The sequence below is a fragment of the Bacillus sp. MSP13 genome, assembly GCF_000815295.1.
Taxonomy (GTDB): Bacteria; Bacillota; Bacilli; order Bacillales; family Bacillaceae; genus Bacillus; species Bacillus vallismortis.
Window position 1 is genome coordinate 34,899 of the sequence record NZ_JXAQ01000006.1, and the last position, 19,466, is coordinate 54,364.

Annotated in this window: 19 protein-coding genes and 2 pseudogenes; 5 read left to right on the forward strand and 16 right to left on the reverse strand. The window is 43.0% G+C overall.

The window, feature by feature from the left end; genetic code table 11:
- Positions 1 to 54: 54 nt before the first annotated feature.
- Positions 55 to 882, forward strand: a complete 828-nt coding sequence (locus SC79_RS07855; RefSeq protein WP_039074587.1) for a TrmB family transcriptional regulator — start codon at positions 55 to 57, stop codon at positions 880 to 882.
- Between the two features lie 345 nt (positions 883 to 1,227).
- Complete coding sequence (locus SC79_RS07860) at positions 1,228 to 1,524, forward strand: YrhK family protein (protein WP_039074588.1); 297 nt, start codon at positions 1,228 to 1,230, stop codon at positions 1,522 to 1,524.
- Positions 1,525 to 1,757: 233 nt separating this feature from the next.
- Here the strand turns inward: SC79_RS07860 and cypB are convergent, their stop codons facing one another.
- The 7 genes from cypB to SC79_RS07890 form a co-directional block, all read right to left on the reverse strand.
- Positions 1,758 to 4,922: a bifunctional cytochrome P450/NADPH--P450 reductase CypB gene (gene cypB / locus SC79_RS07865; RefSeq protein ID WP_039074589.1), complete on the reverse strand. Its 3,165-nt coding sequence runs from the start codon at positions 4,920 to 4,922 to the stop codon at positions 1,758 to 1,760.
- A gap of 20 nt (positions 4,923 to 4,942) precedes the next feature.
- The gene (locus SC79_RS07870; RefSeq protein WP_039074590.1) at positions 4,943 to 5,527 is read right to left on the reverse strand and encodes a TetR/AcrR family transcriptional regulator; all 585 of its coding nucleotides are present in this window, start codon (positions 5,525 to 5,527) and stop codon (positions 4,943 to 4,945) included.
- A 219-nt stretch (positions 5,528 to 5,746) separates the two neighbouring features.
- Positions 5,747 to 6,289 carry a class I SAM-dependent methyltransferase gene (locus tag SC79_RS07875; protein WP_039074591.1) on the reverse strand — a complete coding sequence of 181 codons (543 nt, stop codon included), beginning with the start codon at positions 6,287 to 6,289 and terminating at the stop codon, positions 5,747 to 5,749.
- Positions 6,290 to 6,477: 188 nt separating this feature from the next.
- Entirely contained in the window at positions 6,478 to 6,636 is a 159-nt protein-coding gene (locus SC79_RS20935; protein WP_156122663.1) for a hypothetical protein, read from the reverse strand.
- A gap of 156 nt (positions 6,637 to 6,792) precedes the next feature.
- Positions 6,793 to 6,942: a YrzI family small protein gene (locus SC79_RS19955; protein ID WP_010327846.1), complete on the reverse strand. Its 150-nt coding sequence runs from the start codon at positions 6,940 to 6,942 to the stop codon at positions 6,793 to 6,795.
- 387 nt (positions 6,943 to 7,329) lie between these two features.
- The gene (locus SC79_RS07880) at positions 7,330 to 8,130 is read right to left on the reverse strand and encodes a formate/nitrite transporter family protein (protein WP_039074592.1); all 801 of its coding nucleotides are present in this window, start codon (positions 8,128 to 8,130) and stop codon (positions 7,330 to 7,332) included.
- A 256-nt stretch (positions 8,131 to 8,386) separates the two neighbouring features.
- Complete coding sequence (locus SC79_RS07890; RefSeq protein WP_010327850.1) at positions 8,387 to 8,755, reverse strand: DUF2294 domain-containing protein; 369 nt, start codon at positions 8,753 to 8,755, stop codon at positions 8,387 to 8,389.
- A gap of 314 nt (positions 8,756 to 9,069) precedes the next feature.
- On the opposite strand from SC79_RS07890, the gene fdhF reads away from it, so the two are divergent.
- Both fdhF and SC79_RS07900 read left to right on the forward strand, forming a co-directional pair.
- Positions 9,070 to 12,012 (forward strand): formate dehydrogenase subunit alpha, encoded by a 2,943-nt coding sequence (gene fdhF, locus SC79_RS07895; RefSeq protein ID WP_082022612.1) that lies wholly within the window; start codon positions 9,070 to 9,072, stop codon positions 12,010 to 12,012.
- A gap of 18 nt (positions 12,013 to 12,030) precedes the next feature.
- Positions 12,031 to 12,512 (forward strand): annotated as a pseudogene (locus SC79_RS07900) (DUF1641 domain-containing protein).
- 210 nt (positions 12,513 to 12,722) lie between these two features.
- Here SC79_RS07900 and SC79_RS07905 read toward each other — a convergent pair.
- The 8 genes and pseudogenes from SC79_RS07905 to SC79_RS07935 form a co-directional block, all read right to left on the reverse strand.
- A complete protein-coding gene (locus tag SC79_RS07905; protein WP_039074594.1) occupies positions 12,723 to 13,346 on the reverse strand; it encodes an FMN-binding negative transcriptional regulator in 624 nt (207 codons plus the stop codon).
- A 24-nt stretch (positions 13,347 to 13,370) separates the two neighbouring features.
- Positions 13,371 to 13,889, reverse strand: a complete 519-nt coding sequence (locus SC79_RS07910; protein WP_039074595.1) for a GNAT family N-acetyltransferase — start codon at positions 13,887 to 13,889, stop codon at positions 13,371 to 13,373.
- Positions 13,890 to 14,045: 156 nt separating this feature from the next.
- Positions 14,046 to 14,175, reverse strand: a pseudogene (locus tag SC79_RS20490) (MarR family transcriptional regulator); the annotation flags it as partial.
- A 361-nt stretch (positions 14,176 to 14,536) separates the two neighbouring features.
- Entirely contained in the window at positions 14,537 to 14,767 is a 231-nt protein-coding gene (locus SC79_RS07915) for a YrhC family protein (RefSeq protein ID WP_010327855.1), read from the reverse strand.
- A gap of 82 nt (positions 14,768 to 14,849) precedes the next feature.
- Positions 14,850 to 15,989 (reverse strand): bifunctional cystathionine gamma-lyase/homocysteine desulfhydrase, encoded by a 1,140-nt coding sequence (locus SC79_RS07920; RefSeq protein WP_039074596.1) that lies wholly within the window; start codon positions 15,987 to 15,989, stop codon positions 14,850 to 14,852.
- 1 nt (position 15,990) lies between these two features.
- Positions 15,991 to 16,914, reverse strand: coding sequence for an O-acetylserine dependent cystathionine beta-synthase (locus tag SC79_RS07925; protein WP_039074597.1), 924 nt, complete (start codon positions 16,912 to 16,914; stop codon positions 15,991 to 15,993).
- Positions 16,915 to 16,977: 63 nt separating this feature from the next.
- A complete protein-coding gene (gene mtnN / locus SC79_RS07930; RefSeq protein WP_039074598.1) occupies positions 16,978 to 17,673 on the reverse strand; it encodes a 5'-methylthioadenosine/S-adenosylhomocysteine nucleosidase in 696 nt (231 codons plus the stop codon).
- A gap of 20 nt (positions 17,674 to 17,693) precedes the next feature.
- A complete protein-coding gene (locus SC79_RS07935) occupies positions 17,694 to 18,335 on the reverse strand; it encodes a class I SAM-dependent methyltransferase (RefSeq protein ID WP_039074599.1) in 642 nt (213 codons plus the stop codon).
- A 191-nt stretch (positions 18,336 to 18,526) separates the two neighbouring features.
- Here SC79_RS07935 and SC79_RS07940 point away from each other — a divergent pair, with 191 nt between their 5' ends.
- Positions 18,527 to 18,730, forward strand: coding sequence for a YrzA family protein (locus SC79_RS07940; RefSeq protein WP_003225924.1), 204 nt, complete (start codon positions 18,527 to 18,529; stop codon positions 18,728 to 18,730).
- Positions 18,731 to 18,764: 34 nt separating this feature from the next.
- Here SC79_RS07940 and SC79_RS07945 read toward each other — a convergent pair whose 3' ends face one another.
- Entirely contained in the window at positions 18,765 to 19,460 is a 696-nt protein-coding gene (locus SC79_RS07945) for a YrrS family protein (RefSeq protein WP_039074600.1), read from the reverse strand.
- Between the last annotated feature and the right edge of the window lie 6 nt (positions 19,461 to 19,466).

Genomic DNA, 19,466 nt, shown 5'->3' on the forward strand with positions numbered 1-19,466 from the left:
GTTTGTTAAAATAGCGATGACAAAGGCAGCGACTGCTTTTATATTGGAGGATCTATGAAGGAAAATATGTTAGACATTTTAAAAAACCTTAATTTTACAGAGTATGAATCAAAAGCATATCTTGCTTTATTGCAAGAATCGCCTTTAACAGGCTATGCCGTCGCCAAAAATTCCGGAGTGCCCCGTTCTAAAATTTATGAAGTCTTAGAAAGCCTTGTCTTAAGAGGAGATGTTTTTGTAAGCCATGGCAATACGCCTCAGTATGTGCCTGTGCCCGCCAAGGAACTGATTAAAAACCGCCGGCTCAAAGCGGAAGAGCATTTTGATCAAGCTGAGAAATACTTTGAAAAATTCGAGCAGACCGCAAACGACCGGGAAAATATCTGGAATATCACCGGACGCAATGAAATTCTTGAAAAGGTGAAAGCTTGTATCTTATCCGCTAAAAAAAGGATTCTATTAGAAATATGGAAAGAGGATTTTGAAGAGATAGAATCAGAGCTAAGACAGGCGGCAAATCAAGGCGTCATTGTCACCATTATTGCGTACGGAGACATCACATCTGATTTTGCTTCTGTTTACCTTCATGATATGAGCAGTGAAATCACAGAAGAGTATGACGGAAGGTGGCTTGTCTATAGCGGAGATGATTCAGAAGTAGTAGCAGGCATCGTCTCCCTTGGCAACGACAGCCGTGCTGCATGGACGATGCATGTAGGTTTGGTTATGCCCATTACTGAGGTGATCATTCATGATCTGTACCTCATGGAAATCCTGAAAAAGCATAGAGGGCTTTTAGAAGAAAGCTTTGGGGAAAACCTCATCCAGCTGCGCCGCAAATTTTCTATCCATTCCGATTTCAAAAAACATTATCTGGAATAGAGCAACATAAAGCTTGTCGATTTTGGGCAAGCTTTTTTTCACGCATTATTTTCTTTATCAGTTGGTCAGTCTGGACACGGCTGCAAGATCATTTAAAGCCTGCCTCCTTTTATAAAACCCGCTTTTGTCAGTCTTTTCTTTGTGCAAAATTCTTCTTTTATATGTTCAAGCAGAGTCATGTTGAACACCTCACAGAATTCATTGTATAAAACCAGCATCCTTTTGGGCCAGCTGTTAAAATATGAAGGAATTGGCTGGAGACTTAAATATCTTCTTTTCCTTTTTCACTGTATGTTTATCTAGAATTTCTATTAGGGTAATGAATGATTGAATGGAGGGAGAATGATGGCACCTGAAGAAGAAAATGATATCAAACAAGAACTGAAACGATACGAACAATTTTTCAAAAAACGATATAAGATCCTTTATACAGTAAATGACTTTATCATTGGTGCCCTGTTTCTTGTCGGGAGCTTTTTCTTTTTTTATGAGCAGTTCAAGTCAGCAGGGACATGGCTGTTTGTAATTGGGAGCTTGCTGTTGTTAATCAGGCCGACGATTCGGCTGATTCATGACGTTCATTACCATAAACATGTGGAAAGCCAATTTAAACATCGATCTTCAACAGATGGCTCATCTTGAGGCATAAGCGAGAACAAAATGCCATAAAACGAATGAAAAAATCAAAAAACAAGACTTTTAGACTATTTAATTTTAAAAACAAGCCAAAAACCTAAACTTTTGTCCTGGTTTGACGATATGAACAATAAGGCCGGCGCGATACTCCCTATAACATCCTTTTCAGTAGATTTCATTATCGTGCCGGTTTTCTCACATGCAAAGCAATCCCGCCAATCTGATTGGCGGGATTTTTTTTACATTCCTGTCCAAACGTCTTTCACATATCGTTTTTGGTTTTGCAGTTTCTGCAGCCATTCAGCTGATTCTTCCCGGCTCGCTCCTTTTTCAGCTTCATACACCAGACGCAGCGTATTTTCTACATCAGGAGCCATTTGCGATCCATCACCGCATACGTATATGTGCGCCCCTTTTTCAATGAGTGCTATCAATTTCTGCGTATCTTGTTTGAGCAGATGCTGGACATATCCTTTTGGTTCGTTTTCGACGCGTGAGTAGCATCGGCGGATGGTGACAATACCATCCTGTTCCGCTTGATCCAGCTCTTCTCTGTATAGATCGTCATGATCAGGGCGCCGGCAGCCGAAGTATAAAAGAGCTTCACCAAGCGTGTTTCCTTCCTTCTTCAAGACAGATCTTGCCTGAATAAAGCCCCTGAATGGCGCAATTCCTGTACCCGGTCCAACCATAATCATAGGTGTTTCAGGGTCGTCCGGCATCTGAAATCCGGATTGCGGCGTACGGATGAAACAGGCTGCTGCATCACCTGTATTCAGCTCTGCTAAATAATTAGAGGCGACGCCTTTGTATTCGCCTCGCCCGCTCCATGCTGAGGCCTTAACAACACCTACTGTCACGCTTACAATATTGGAATGGGCTTTCGGTGAGCTTGAGACGGAATAATATCTTGGTTTTAATGATGGCAAAAGTTCTAAAAACCGTTCAAACGGCATGTCACAGGCAGGATAATCCTCTAAAAGATCCAGCATGGTGAGTCGTTTTGCCAACACCTGCTCTTTGTAAATGCCATCATCTGAAATGAGCTGTTCCAGCTCTTTTTTATGCGGCGGACAGACTGTATAAGAAGCAAGTTCCCTAATCTGATGCCTTGAAGCAGGGTCTTGCAGCTCCACATAGGATGCCAATACATCCGCCACTTTGATCGGCCGTTCCATCGGAAGATGAGCCATATGGGGGCTTCCGCTCATTTTTATGACATGATTGGCTTCCAAACCGAATCGGCTGAGAACCCGCTGAACAAGCTCCCGGCTGTTTTTAGGCAATATTCCGATATGATCGCCTTCTTGATAGGTTTTGGCATCAGGAATTTGCAATTCAATATGGCGGGTCGAACGCGGGCTTTCTGCTGTCTGGAGGTCCCGGTTCTCTAAGACAATCCCTTCAAACGCGCCATATGCTTTGGCAAGCGGCGTGTCTGTCGCTTCACTGAGAAAAGTAATCGATAATGAAGGCCCGTCTTCTTTCTGAGATATTTCGTTGATATCAAATGCGTCCATCGTTTCCTTCCAGAAGCGGTTTTCCCAAGACTCGCGATGGCTTTCAAAATCATCAGCGGCATCGCCTTCCCCGATCGCTGTTAAACGCGTTGCCCCCTTTGCTTTCATCATGTCATCTATCAGTCGGGGAATCCGCTGATACGTGCTGGCCCAGCTCCGGTTTCCGCAGCCGAATACCGCATAGGAAACACCTTTCAACCGCCCTTCCTCAAGCTCCTCCAGCCACTCTACAAAGCCGGCTGCATTATCTGGCGGCGTCCCATTATAAGAAGCCGTAACGATGACGACTGCGCCTTGTTCTGGCAGCTTGCCAATATAATCGTCAAGCGGAGCGGTTGCAGCTGTAAAGCCCATCTGGCGGCCGTAAGCAGCCAGTTCACCGGCTATTCCTTCCGCTGTCCCCAGATTTGAACCGTAAAGAACAAGCAAAGGTGTGCCGTGTTTAGGTTTTGCTTCTTTTGGCTTCGTTTCTGTTTTGATGTCAGCCTGTTCTTTTCTCTGTACATGGATTGCTGCTCGTTTCCTCGGTTTCACCGTGATTTTAAATTCATCCGGCTTAATCGTTAATGCCTCTTTGATCCTCAGCTCGTATCCAGCATGGTTTATCAATTCAAAATGCTTCAATACAAGACCAAGAACCATCGTCGCTTCTTGGAGAGCAAACTGCATGCCGATACAAGCGCGCTGTCCGTTTCCAAACGGCTTATACGCATGGTGAGGAATACGTGAAGAGTCTTCAAAGCGTTCCGGACGAAACTCTTCCGCATCCTCGCCCCAAGCGTTTTGATCCCTGTGCAATTTCGGAATCAAAACAGTGACGGGCTGCCCTTTGCTGATTGGATATTCTCCGCCTAGTACAGTATCGTCCTTCGCGTAGAGTGAAAAGGCCGGAGCTGTCGGATACAGTCTTAGCGTTTCATTTAAAACCATCCGAATGTATGTCAGTTGCTGGATTTGTCTATATTCCGGCGTGTCATCCGTTAACACGCGATCCGCTTCCTCTTGGGCTTTTTTCAGTTTTTCCGGATGTGTGAGCAGACAGTAGATCGCAAAGGATAGCAAACCGCTTGTTGTTTCATGGCCTGCAATCAAAAATGTGATGATCTGGTATCTAATGTTTTCATCATCCAGCGTTTCACCTGTTACTGGATCTTTGGCATAAAGCATAAGTGATAAAAGATCCTTAATGTTTTCATCCGGGTTCTCTTTTCGCTCCGCTATCATTCGATCGACAAGTGCGTTCATGACTTCTATATCCTTTTGGAACTGCAGCTTCGTTTTCACCATCATCTTATCTTGCAAACCCAGTCTTTTCGATTGGTTCATCGCCTCTTTTAAGGCACGGAGCATACTGGTGATAAACGGATGCTGAGAATCACGGTAAAAGCTGTTGAAACGATAGTTAAACCCGCATAATCCGATCGTATCAAGCGTCAGACGGGTCATGTCATCCGCTACATCTATTTCTTCATTGGGATTAAGCCGGCTCCATTTTTGAATCAGTTGGGTTGCGATATCCAGCATCATAGAATGATAGCCTTTCATCGCTTTTTGACTGAAACTCGGCAGCAAAATGCGGTGGGCTTTTTGCCAGTTCGGCTCATGCGTCCAGCTTGTAAATAAACCGTCTCCGCCAAACTCTCGCACCTTTAGCAAGCCTTTGCCAAGGTTTTTGTCAAAGCGGCTTTCATCACACACTTCAGCCACAAGACTGTGACCGGATACAAAAACACTGGAAACACCAGGGAATTCAAATCGGAAAATCGGCCCTAATTCATCAGCTAATCGCCATAAAGACTGAGATAGCTGCTCTTTTTCCAGATGCGGAAGATTTTTTAAAGGTCCGTATGTTTTGGGCTGAGGTATTGCGCTTGCCTGTTTCATCAACATCTTCCTTTCCTTTTTTATGAAGAACATGAATGAAGCTTAATGGCGTCCCAGCAGGATTGTTCCAACTCAATCATTAAATCAGTGTCCATTTTTATATCACCCGTTTGGACAAGCTGATATATCTTGAGAAACGCCCCTAACACAATCGCAATTAACACGTTTGAGGGCAGGCTGCGAATGACACCTTCCGCTTTTCCCTTATTAAAATAGTCATCAAGCATTTGAGTCAGATGTTCTATCATGGTTCTGCTTGTCGCATTTAAGTAGTGAGCGTCTTTCTTCGTATCAAGAAAAAACAGCGCATAATCACTCTCTTTCGTAAATTGAACGAGACAGCAAAATACGTGGTGAAAGCCTTCTCTGACAGGCAATTCCGAAAAATCTTGCTTCAGCTTTTCCATAAAGCGCTGGATGCTTTCTTGAAACAATACGTTAACGAGCGTTTCTTTACTGTCAAAATAGCGGTAGATCGTTCCTGTCCCCACATGAGCCCGTTCAGCTATCATAGGGATAGTGGTAGCGTTAAATCCTCTTTCCGTAAATAATGAAACCGATGCTTTCATAATCATGTCGTACTTACTGCTGGATGCGGATAACATGTAACCTTACAACCCCCGTTTTGGCGGAATGAATATTCATTCCGCATGTTCATCATAATGTCCGATCTGGCTGATATCACCTCTTTACTCTTTCTTATGTTATCAGTTTATAAGAAAAAAACTTTTTTTAATATAAAGTATATGCAAAAAATAAAAAATTAAGAAAATATACCCAAATCCCAAAATGAATGATCTGGATATATTTCCCGAGAAATGATTTTATTTAACAGCCACAATGCAAAGGCAGGAATTACGCCTAATGACAGAAAGATCCCTAAAATGCTGGTCTTTCAGCAATTGAATATACTTTTTCTCTTTTTCACCGGTAGTTGTATCAATATTGATGAACAATCGGCCGTCAATCTGAAGCACACGGTAAATTTCCCTTAATGCAAGCCTCATATCAGTGCAGCTCTGAACCGTATGTAACGAAAACACTTTATTAAAGGTACGGTCATCAAAGGGAATGTTCTCAGGATAGCCATGAATAATTTCCCCTGTCCCCATGTTCTTTCGATTCGCGCGTGATATGTTCCTTACCTTTCGCTTAGAAGCGTCAATGCTTTTTAGGCTTCCCTTTTCTAGTTTCTCGGATATGTTCTTAAAGAGAGTGCCATTTCCGGTTCCTATTTCTAAAATTCTGTCATTTTCTTGTATGTCTATAAAGTCAATCATCATATGCTCAATTGTTTTGGCCTGCTTATATTTCCGAGAAAATAATGTGAAAAGATTCGTTCGTTTATAGAGTCTATTTTCTAGCATTTTAAACACCTGCTTTTGGTTTCCTATGTTTATTTATTATATTTTAAAAATAAACATCCCCTTCATTTCCAAATGGGAATGAAGGTATCAACTAGACGGCAATGTGTTTAAAAATGTTTCAACTGAACTGAACTTTTTCATTTTTCCCCGCAAAAAAAGCAGAAAACAACATGTTTTCTGCCCTCTTTCTAGCGCCAATAATAAGGGAATACATACAACCTTTGCTGCTGCATGGCCATCAGCCTCTGCTGGCGGAATGGATTTCCATAACCATGTTTGAAGGAATGCGGCATGGACGCATAACCATGGCCTATCGACGGCAGCCTTTTTTGATAATCGCCCATCATGCCATCACCTGCCTTACCGTAACGTTGATTTATCATATGCAGGCCGGCATTTTCTTGACAGCTGTTTCGCTAAACTTGGTCCTTCTCCATTGTATAATGCATCAATAATTCCATTCTAAGCATTTGTCATCTCCCCCTTCAGTTTTTTCATTGCTTTTAGCGCCAGTTTGTTAAATAAAGATGCTTTAACTGAGACTCTTTCATTTCACCGTAAATCTGCTCAATCTGCTGTTCTCGTTCGAATTCTTCCGGGCTTTTAAACCGTTTGTTAATCGTTAACGTTAAAAAGAATAGGTTAATCGTCATATCGCTCACCCCCTTTCAAATCCGCTTCAAGCGAAATAACCCGCGGCATCATTCCTTCTGCCGCGGGCAAGTAAAAACCGCAGACAAAAGAAGACACCAATGCCTCTACTGCCTGCGGGGAGTTGCGTATGTCCGTCTATTCCGAATTTAATGCGTGCGATAAGCATCGGTTAAGGAAGGACACGAACTCTTCCACAGGCTGAATGAACCATGAACTTTTCCTTGTGTATCACGTACAGGTTGACGTCGCTGTCTCATTGTCATTTTGTTCAGCCTCCTTTGCTTTTTTCTTCCTTTGTAAGTATATCCACCAAATTCCATTTTGTAAACATCTTTTTCTAAAAATGGACGGAAATTGTGCGATTCATCAAGTGGATTTGCCCTTGTTTATGATACCTGCTTCATTTCTTTTCTGGAGCGGTCTTTCTTGTGATATCCAATAAAATAAATGAGGCCGACAAACACGGCTCCGCCGATGACATTGCCGATAAAAGCCGGAATGATGTTTCCGATAAACTGCCCCCACGTGAACGAGCCTGCAAAAATGGCTGCTGGAATCACAAACATATTGGCGACAACGTGCTGAAATCCGATTGCCACAAAAGCCATAATCGGGAACCAAATGCCAAGGATTTTTCCTGCTCCATCTTGTGCCCCGAAAGAAAGCCACACTGCGAGACATACAAGCCAGTTACAGCCGATGCCGGATATGAGAACCTTTCCGAAGCTCATATCGAGCTTTCCTTGCGCAATAGCGATTGTTTTTTCTAAATAAGGGCCTGTTTCAGTCAGCCCAACCAAATGCCCGAAAAAGTAAGCAACAAACAAGGCGCCGATCAAGTTCATAATCGTGACGATTCCCCAGTTTACCGCCAATTCTTTTAGTGATATTTTTCTCGAAAATAAAGCCATCGCAACAGACATCATATTCCCTGTGATCAATTCAGCGCCAGCGAGCACCACAAGGATCAGGCCGACAGGAAATACCGCAGCTCCGATAAGGCTGGACAGGCTTCCCCATTCTTTCGGCAAATCACCGATTACCCTGATATCAAGCAAGTACCCGAGCGCGATAAATGCGCCGCCTAAAAACCCCAATACAAGCAGAGACGGCAGCGGGAGCTTTACTTTTTTCGCCCCTGCTTCAATTGCTGCATCCGCTATTTCGTCCGGTTTCCGAAAACCCATACTAAAACCCTCCATTATTTCTTCTTTTCTCAGTTATGGCAGAAAGGCAATAAAAAAAGGCAGCACTCAAATAACCTGTCAACCAGGCGTTCGAATGCTGCCTAACTTGTATGCATACCCATACAACAATATCAAGCAGAATTGAGATATTGAAAGAGAATATATACAGTTCGTGCATACATTCCATTGTTTTTGCCTTCTATAACTGTAGCCACATCATATCAAATGTGACAAAATTGTGTCAACGACAAATGTGCTAGCTTTGCACCGCTTCTTTTTGATCATCTATTTTTTGATCAAAGACAAACACAGATACAGCGATATTTTCCTCAATTTTTATATCAGAAAACAAATGGACTAGCTTAGCCCCGATCAGCTCCTCCATTCCTTCCGGCGTTTGTTTGGAATACAGATCTTGAATCAGGCTTGTCCGGGCCGCATGCACCATTTCTCTGCCTTCGGGCGTGCGGGCGATAAACTGCTCGCTTGCACTCAAATTTCCGTACAGTGTTGAGACCGCCATGTTTTCCACAAATACAGTATGAATCCGTTCAGGCCCTTTGCCGAACAATTCTTTGCGAAGTTTTCGAATGATATCATTGAACTCATGAATTTTTTTAGACACGCTGATTACCCCTTCCGATATTGCCTCGTAAGGCTTTTCCCGGTTCCCCTCAGGACATTTCACTTGGTTAAAATTTTCCTGCTATATTGTATTATAATAAATATCACTTTATAATAAAAGCAGTGTTGATGGATTTGTAATAGGATCTTGTTATGAGTCTATCGGTTTATAAAAATCAAGGATTGGTCTGTTAGTAAGACTTGCTAGTGAACTATTCCGCCATGTGTGTTTACACCTTCTTAGCATTAAGGGCAGGTGTATCTATACATGGCTTTTTTTGACTTCTTGAAAGAAAGATGGAGGGGAATATGAATATGATGGACGTTAAGTCGATCAGTGTCCGTGTAGACGGAACAGAAATTCAAGCACGAGCAGGGGCCACAATTTTAGATATTTTAAATGAAAACAAGATTGAGTACCCGCAGATTTGCCACGTTCCAGAGGTTGACCCGATTCAAACTTGTGATACTTGCATTGTAGAGGCCAACGGCAAGCTGGTTCGTTCATGCTCTACTATCGCAGAAAACGGAATGTCAATTGATCTTTCGGGAAATCGGGTGAAAGAAGCGCAAACCGAAGCGATGGATCGCCTTCTTGAAAATCATTTGCTGTATTGTACAGTTTGTGATAACAACAATGGGAACTGTACACTGCACAACACAGCGGAAATGATGGGGATCGAGCATCAAAAATACCCATACACGCCAAAAGAAGATCCGTCTTGCGCTGTTGATATGTCTCATCCGTTTTACCGCTATGATCCAAACCAATGTATCGCCTGCGGCCAGTGTGTTGAAGTATGCCAAAACCTTCAGGTAAATGAAACACTCTCAATCGATTGGGAACGTGAACGTCCTCGTGTCATATGGGATGAGGGAGTTTCAATCAATGAATCTTCTTGTGTCAGCTGCGGCCAGTGTGTCACCGTATGCCCATGTAATGCGCTGATGGAAAAATCAATGCTCGGGCAGGCTGGCTTTATGACAGGAATCAAAGAGGATGTCATGGAACCGATGATTGATCTCGTAAAAAACGTTGAACCCGATTACGGCAGCATTTTTGCCATTTCTGAAGTCGAAGCATCTATGCGTGAAACGAGAACGAAAAAAACAAAAACAGTATGTACGTTCTGCGGTGTCGGATGTTCTTTTGAAGTATGGACAAAAGGACGGGATATTTTAAAGATCCAGCCTGTTTCTGACGCTCCGGTTAACGCGATTTCTACATGTGTCAAAGGAAAATTCGGCTGGGACTTCGTCAATTCTGAAGAGCGGATCACAAAGCCTTTAATCCGTAAAAACGGGGCTTTTGTTGAATCTTCTTGGGAAGAAGCCCTCGATCTTGTCGCAAGCAGATTAGGTTCAATTAAGGAGCAGTACGGCAAAGGTTCTGTCGGATTTATTTCTTCTTCTAAGATTACGAATGAAGAAAACTATGCCATTCAAAAGTTAGCGCGTCAGGTATTTGAAACAAACGACGTCGATAACTGCTCACGCTACTGCCAGTCTCCTGCTACAGACGGATTGTTCCGCACTGTCGGGATGGGCGGTGACGCCGGCACGATTAAAGATATTGCCAAAGCGGGTCTCGTCATCATTGTCGGCGCCAATCCGGCGGAAGGACACCCTGTGCTTGCAACACGTGTCAAACGGGCGCACAAGCTCCATGGCCAAAAACTGATTGTTGCCGACCTGCGTAAAAATGAAATGGCTGAGCGGTCTGACCTGTTCATCAGCCCAAAACAAGGCACAGACCAAGTTTGGCTGATGGCTGTTACAAAATATATGATCGACCAAGGCTGGCACGATCAAGCATTTATTGATGAGAACGTAAATTACTTTGAAGATTATAAAGAAACGCTTCACACCTATACACTTGAATATGCAGAACGCATCACAGGCCTTTCAAAAGAAAACATCATTCGAATTGCCGAAATGATTCGTGACGCTGACGGCACTTGTGTCCTTTGGGGAATGGGTGTCACACAAAATACAGGCGGTTCTGATACGTCAGCAGCAATATCAAACCTGCTACTCGCTACGGGCAACTATCGCCGTCCGGGTGCCGGCGCTTATCCTCTGCGCGGACATAATAACGTTCAAGGCGCTTGCGATATGGGAACACTTCCTGGCTGGCTGCCTGGATATCAGCATATTACAGATGACAATGCCCGCGCTAAATTTGAAGAGGCTTATGGTGTCGAAATTGACGGCAAGCCGGGTTTAGATAATATTCAAATGCTTCATTCCATTGAAGAAGGAAAAATGAAGGCGATGTATCTTGTCGGCGAGGATATGGCGCTTGTCGATTCAAACGCGAACCACGTGCATGAAATTTTATCAAGCCTTGATTTCTTCGTGGTTCAGGACATCTTCCTGTCAAGAACAGCTCAATATGCCGATGTCGTCTTGCCGGCTACTCCTTCACTTGAGAAAGACGGCACATTTACCAATACAGAACGCCGCGTGCAGCGATTATATCAGGCGCTTCCGACACTAGGTGATGCGAAACCGGATTGGTGGATTATTCAAGAGGTGGCAAATCGCTTAGGAGCGAACTGGAATTACAGCCATCCTAGTGACATTTTCTCAGAAATGGCGAGTCTTTCCCCTCTGTTTAGCAAAGCAAGCTATGAGGTGCTTGAAGGCTGGAACAGCTTCCTATGGGGCAGCTTCTCAGGTGAGAGCACACCGCTTCTGTATGAAGACGGATTTCAATTCCCTGACAAAAAAGCCCGCTTTGCCCTTTCTGATTGGACTGAGCCGGCGGCATTTCCAGAAGAATATGATCTTCATATCAATAACGGGCGGATGCTGGAGCATTTCCACGAAGGAAACATGACAAATAAATCAAAAGGCATTCAGGCAAAAGTGCCGAATGTATTTGTTGAAATCTCGCCTGAGCTCGCACAAGAGCGAGGTGTTTGTGACGGTTCGCTTGTCCGGCTCGTTTCTCCGTTCGGAGCAGTCAAATTAAACGCGCTGATCACAGACCGGGTACGGAAAAATGAACTTTATCTGCCGATGAACTCAACAGACAAGGAGTCAGCGATTAACTTCCTGACAGGGCCTGCAGCTGATAAACGGACGAACACGCCTGCTTATAAACAGACGAAGGTCCGCATGGAGGTGCTAGGGGGCTGCGAAACAGCGCCGCTTCCGAAAACAAATCCGCGCAACAAAAAACGGCACCCGCAAAACGGGGTTGAAGCAGAAAGAAAATGGAATCGTCCGGGTTATGTCCATCTGACTGATTAAACGAGAGGAGGAAAACGAATGGCCGCTCCAATTACGACGATCAAAAAAGAACAAAAACTGCAGAGCAAATCAAGCTTGAAAAAATAGAAGAGCTAAAAGAGCTGCTGGCGGAAAACGATGACGCCGTCTCTAAAACGATGACGTTAATGAATGAACTTAATGAACTTGGCATTTTTGACGCGGCAACAAGCATGTTAAGAGCGAAAGAAGACATCGCCAAGATTGCGCTTGGCCAAGTTTCGCGTGAGCCTGTCACCAATCTCATCAACACAATGATGGCCGCCGGAGGCGCATTGACAAAAGCTGATCCTGAGTTTACAGGAAAGCTTTTAGAAAGCGTAATGGCTGGAACCGAACAAGCGCAAAGCTTTTTAAAAGAAGACAAGAAGGTCGGGATTCTCGACCTTCTCAAAGCAATGAACGATCCTGATATCAACAGAGCCGTCGGTTTTGGCCTTCAGTTTTTAAAAGGTATGGGAAAAGAACTGCAAGAAAAATAAAATAGCCATCGTCGTTGGTTTCTTAGATGTTTTTTGCTTTTCATTTTCCCGATGAAAAAATCCTTCAAACGTTTCATACTGACCGTTTGAAGGATTTTTTATGGCTATTCTATCCGAAGCAATGATGTCAATTCACGTCCATGTGCCAAAATTTCACTGAAGAACTCTTTACACTTTGGTATTTTTTATCTTTAAAATGAAACCTAACACTTACCTGTCCTTTTTGAACTTTCTCTCCATTACTTGTGCCATTTGCTGAGAATCCATATCCTTTTCTTCATAGAGTTTACTCACGATGTTTTGATAGTCCTCATCTTTACGATTTTGACTTAATTTATCGGCAGCTTGAACTTCCTGCACTTTCATCTTAAATCCAACAATCCCTTTAAGTTCTTTTTCTATTAATTGAGGTGAAAGCGTATCCCAAAAAACTGGATTCTCACGATGTTTTTCGTATTTTTGCAGCAACATTGTCAGGTCTTGCTTTAACTCTTCTTCGTTTAAAATACTGGCTGTACCATAAACATGTACAGCTTGATAGTTCCATGTCGGCACGTTTTCTTGCTTATACCAAGAAGAGGAGATATAAGCGTGCGGCCCTTGGAACATCACCAGTACAGCTTCACACGTTTCTAATGCCCTCCATTGAGGGTTTCCATAAGCGATATGCCCCGTTATATAGTAAGTGTCTCCTTCCTTCGTTAATTGCAATGGCAAATGAGTGGCTATGGGTTTCCCTTGTTTTGTTGTGACGATCGTGCCAAAAGCATGTTCTCGAACAAATTCCCATATTTCATCAACATTTGTGACCTTAAAATATCGCGGAATATACATATCTGCCTCTCCTCTCCATAGTAGTTATACTAGGGTTTTAACCATTATAAAGTCTACTTGTTCCTCATCACCCATATAAAAAGCGTGGGCCCCTGTTTGAACAAATCCCATTTTCTTATAAAACGCAAGAGCATGTTCGTTTTTCTCCCATACACCCAGCCAGATTTTCTTTTTATGATGTTCCATGGCCATATCTATTGCATGATGTAACAGATATGTGCCAAGCCCAAGTTTTTGAAAGTTGTTTTTTATATAAATCCTTTCGATCTCTAGAGATTCATCCCCCATCTCCTCAGACTGCGCATCGTCGGTATTGACCTTCAAATAGCCTGCAACTTCGTTATCAACATAAACCAAAAAGAAGTGTGAAGACGTATTAGCTACTTCTTTTTCAATTTGTTCTAGGTGAAAAGCCTTTTTTAAATAAGCTTCCATATTTTCAGGTGAATTCTGATACTTAAATGTCTCATTAAATGTTTCATAACCAATTTGTTGAAGTTCACATAAATGTTCAAGTGTGCACTTTTTTACTTTTATCGCCATGTTACTCAGTCACCCCTTTAGATTCATAATGTTTCTTGTTTCTCTTTTTTCTTCACTTTCAGAAAATCCTGTTCATGCGATTTCATTTGATGATTCATCATGTTCTCTTTTTATAGATGGACATCCAGTTTGTTAGCTTTGTTTTCTTTTTAACATAATTGCACGAGTTGCTGTTGTTCGATCTACTTGTATCATTTCAGCGAACTTTTCTTGAATTTCTGGGTTTTCGCCTATTCCTACCAGATCCTTTAAATTGCTTGTAGAAGCCTAATGCCCTTGCAATCATTACGATTTCACAAAGAATAGTCTCCCCAAAACATGTTTTATTGCAAATGCAACAAAAATGCCATTGCATTAAATATATCGTATCTTTGTTGCATTTTCAACAAAAAACATGATAAGGAGCCGAGTTATGAAATTACCTAACTCAACTGCTGCATGACCTAATGAAGATGGAACCATTTGATCTAAATCAATCGAACGCACCGCAATTCTTTTAAAGAAAAAAAGAAGAGCAACCCCATGGTTACTCCCTAACTCGTTTCTATACCTTTTATTCTCTTAGCCTGGTGTTTTCTTTCATACACCGAGGCGATACGTTCGCCCTTAATTGGATACTGCCCATTTCTAAATGAAGGCTGCTTTTTTTATTCGTCGGCTTCTTCCAAACGCTTCTTATAAATCAATGAACGGTCCACACAAAAGAAGGCACCGGCTAAAAATACGCAATCCGCTAAAAACATCATCGATTTTTGACCTAACGTTAAACCCTGATCGGGAAGGACTGCGCCTATATATATAAAAGTGCTGACTGCAAGCAATGTAAAAGCAAAATGCTTGTAATCTTCTGTTAAAGATTTCATTCTATTTTTATTCAAAAGAATCACCTGCCAGATTCATAGTATACGACTATTATAATATAATCTGGCGGCTTACAGAGAAAGTAATTGTATCCATTTGTTATAAATTTTTAAGTGCTTGCTCGATATCTTCCAGCAAATCTTCTGCATCTTCAATCCCTACAGAAATTCTGATCAAGCCATCTGTAATGCCGAGTTCAAGCCGGCGTTCTCTCGGAATAGAAGCATGAGTCATTCTTGCCGGAACAGAAATTAAGCTTTCCACCGCGCCCAGGCTTTCAGCAATAGTAAACAGTGTTAGATTTCCCAAAAATGCATCAACACGCTCTTCACTGCCGATATCAAAGGAGATCATGCCGCCGAATCCAGACCCTTGAGCTTTTGCAAGCTCGTGTCCGGGATGGTTTGAAGAGCCGGGATAATATAACGTTTGGACACCAGGATGATTCTCAAGAAAACGTGCGATCTTCCGCGCATTTTGATCGATCGCTTCCATTCTGAGACCCAATGTTTTGATTCCCCTCATTAACAGCCAGGAATCTTGAGGACCAAGAACGCCGCCTGTGGAGTTTTGCACAAAATGCAGCTCTTCTCCAAGCTCTTTAGAAGATGTCACAACTAACCCGCCGACAACGTCACTGTGTCCGCCAAGATATTTTGTCGCACTGTGAAGCACGATATCAGCGCCTAAAGTAAGCGGCTGCTGAAAATAAGGAGTGTTAAAGGTATTGTCTACGATAAGCAACACACCGGATTTTTTTGCCAGATCAGCCATGAGCGCCAAGTCGGTGATTTTGAGCAGCGGGTTTGTCGGTGTCTCAATATAAATGGCTTTTGTGTTAGGACGAATGGCTTTTTCAACTTCTTCTCTGCTGCTTGTATCGACAAATGTTGATTCAATGCCAAGGCGATTGAGCACCTTTGTCATCACGCGATATGTTCCGCCGTACACATCATCAGTCAGAATAACATGATCTCCGCTGTTAAACAGCATCATAACCGCCGTAATGGCAGCCATTCCCGAACTGAACGCATAGCCTGCTTCCCCGCCTTCCAGCTCTGTCACTAGCGCTTCGAGAGCGGCTCTTGTCGGATTGGCCGTTCTTGAATATTCGTAGCCGGTATGCTGCCCTGCTTTCGGCTGCTTGTACGTACTCACTTGATAAATAGGTACGGACACAGCGCCTGTTTTTTCATCACCTGTGATTCCGCCGTGAATCATCAATGTTTTTTTCTTCATATCAGATGCCTCCTTCGTATATTTGTTTGCTGATATACCGGTCGCTGCTGTCAGGAAATACGGTGACGATGTTTGTTCCTGCGGACGCTTTTTTCGCCTCCTCCAATGCTGCATATAGCGCTGCACCTGAAGAGCTTCCGATCAGCAGGCCTTCTTTTTCTGCCGCTTCTTTCACAAGTCTAAACGCATCCCCATCTGTGACGGTGTAGATCTCATCAAAATGGCTTTCATTCATATAGCCGGGGATAAACTCCATGCCGATGCCTTCTGTTTTATGAGCATGGGGCTCTCCTCCGTTTAAAATGGAGCCCTCCGGTTCGACAATCACTGTTTTCACTGCCGGATTTCTTTCCTTTAAGAAGGAAGCAGTTCCTGCGAATGTGCCCCCTGATCCTGCCCCCGCGACAAACGTATGAATCTTGCCGTCAAGCGCTTCCCATATTTCAGGCCCAAGCGTCTTATAGTAAGTCGATGGATTTACTTGGTTTTTAAATTGCAAAACACAATAAGAATTTTTAATTTCTGTCTCCAGCTGAATGGCTTTTTGAATGGCTCCCTGCATTCCGTCTTGACGCGGAGTATGAATGATCGATGCGCCAAGCGCTTGCATAATTTGCTGTTTCTCTGTGCTGAAATGTTCAGGAACACAGAAAATCGCTTGTAATCCATATTTTCTGGCACTCAGTGCAAGGCCGATCCCTGTATTGCCTGCCGTAGCTTCTATAATGACTCCGCCGGGTTTCACCCTGCCTGACTCCAGCGCGTCACGGATCAGCATATCTCCCAGTCTGTCTTTGATGCTTCCGCCGGGATTCATCATTTCAAGCTTGGCATACACTGTGACTCCTTCAGAAACATCAAAGTTCTTCAGGCGGAGAAGCGGTGTGTTTCCAATCAGCTCGGTGATGTCCGTTATAACAGCCATATATGTCCTCCTCCTTGATAGAGGTTGTTTTTAGAAAAAACAGAGGAGAACGCTCCCCTGTTTTTAATGAATTCGCTTAATCACCTTTAACACAAGCTCTGTTGAATTGACAGCCGCCTGCTCTAAAAATTGGTCAAATGATACATGTGATTCTTTTCCTGCGATATCTGATAACGCTCTGATCACAACAAACGGCGTTTTAAATTGATGGCATACTTGAGCCACTGCCGCAGCCTCCATTTCAACCGCGTACAGATCAGAAAATCTCTTACGCACTTCTTCAACCCGCTTCGGATCGTTCATGAAAGAATCGCCTGTTGCGATCGTTCCTTTTGCAACTTGAACGCCGTCGAATTCAGAAATCGCTTCTTCCGTGATGCTGATCAGCTTTTCATCTGCCGCATAAGCAGCCGGAAGACCCGGCACCTGGCCGTATTCATAGTCAAAGGCTGTTACATCTACATCATGGTGGCGAACGTCAGTAGAAATAACGACATCTCCTACATTCAGTGTATGATGAAATCCACCCGCTGAGCCTGTGTTAATCACATAATCAGGCTTGTAACGGTCAAGCAAAAGCGTTGTGCTGATGGCAGCATTTACTTTTCCAATTCCTGATTTTAAAAGAATCACTTCAGTTCCTTTATATTCGCCTGTTGTAAATTCACAGTGTGCGATTGTTTCTGTTTTTGTATGTTCAAGTTTGCTTCTTAGGATGGTAACTTCCTCTTCCATTGCTCCGATGACTGCTAGTTTCATCTATTCACATTCCCTTCACTTTACCGTTTGATGGCCTCCATTATCCACACGAAGTCGTTTTGCTGAGTGAATTGGACTGCAAAACCTTCAGCTGTAAACATCTCTTTCAACGCATCCAATGTGGGATAATGCTCCGTCTCTAAATCATTTGCCAGCTGATAGAAGCCTTGAGAACGGGCTTTATCAATAGCCTGTTCATATGCTTGCACATCTTCAAAGACGGTATCGGCAAACACTATTCTATCATGCAACTGAAGGTATTTGCCATATTGCTTTATGGCAGCCCGCTTTTCTTCGTCAGTCAAATGATGAAACGCATATGAACTGACGATTGTGTCAGCCTGAAATGGCGGCTCGGGAAATGCCAGGAAGTCTCCATCAACGATTTCCGCCCTCCCTGAAAGCTTGTCAGAAGCCAATTTGCGCATTGCGGCAGAGGGTTCAATTCCAAATACAGATTTGCCCGCATCCAGCAGCTTGAATGTCAAATTCCCCGTCCCTGGGCCAAATTCTAACACATGCATTCCAGATTTGCTGACGATGGCATGAAGAATATCATCGTAGCCTCTGAACGCTTCTTTATACTGTATATCAAAACCTTGTACTGTTTGATCATAAGTTGCTGCCCAATCTTCAAAGAGAGGGATAAATTCACGTCCCATATTTCTCACACTCCATATTTAATTATTCCTATAAGTATACTATGAATTAATGATGGAACAGTTCCAATCATACCACATCTTCTGGAAAGCAGGTACTAAAACACTTTGTGTATTTTATGCCATCTATATTGCGCGTTACCCGCAAAAAAGCTTATACTTCATATGACTTGTGAAAGCTGGAGGGTCGAGAGATGAATTTTCAATTAGATTTGATAAAAGACAAAGTGGAATTTTTCGAGGCGGCTTCATTGCAGGAGCTTGAAAAGAAAATCAATACGCAAATCGAAAACAATAAAGCCATCATGCTACGGGTAAAATCTGTTTCACACCAAACCGCTGTGGCAGACGGAAGGATTTTGTACAGCGCGGTAGTTCATTTCGCAGCTGAAGCCTAAAACAAAAGCAGCCGGCTCTAAACCGGCTGCTTTGTTATTTTAGTTTTTCTACTTTTGTCGGCTTCCAGCCTTTGTCATTAACCCATGTAATCGTAACTTGATATTTATCTCCAGTCGTCTTGTCTAAAATCTTGCCTTTGGCATCCTGAGGGCTGCCGTTATTTCCGAGCCAGAGCACCGTCATGTTATCTGTTGAGACACCAGTCGCGTATGATATGGCTTTCAGCATCTCAGCCCAGTCTTGTGAGCTTGAATCATAAGTCGCGGCATGCTCGCCCGTTTGCTCAGTTCCAACTGCTTTCCAGTCAGGATTTTCATACGTTTTTTCCACATCGCTTGATGAGCCGCCTTCTGTTACTTTTGCGTCTTTAAGCGGATCATCTGAATCCGAGTCTGAATCAGAGTCATCATCTTTAGAAGAATCATCTTTTTTGGCATCCGAATCTGAATCTGAGGACTTCTCAGCATCCTTTTCGCTGTCAGATGTATCTTTCTTGCTGTCTTTTATATCTTCATCCGATTTCTTTTCCGTCTTTCCTGAAGCCGGAGATTCCTGTTTTTGCGCCGTTTCAGAATCCTTGCTGACATCTTTGCTAGAAGGACTGTTAATGAAGAGATTAGCTGCTACCACGACGATTAGTATGGATACAATTGCGATTAAAATGTTAAGCACTAAATTCGTTTTCCTGCGCTTATCACGGTTTTCATAACGAGATTGATTATTGCTCAATACTTC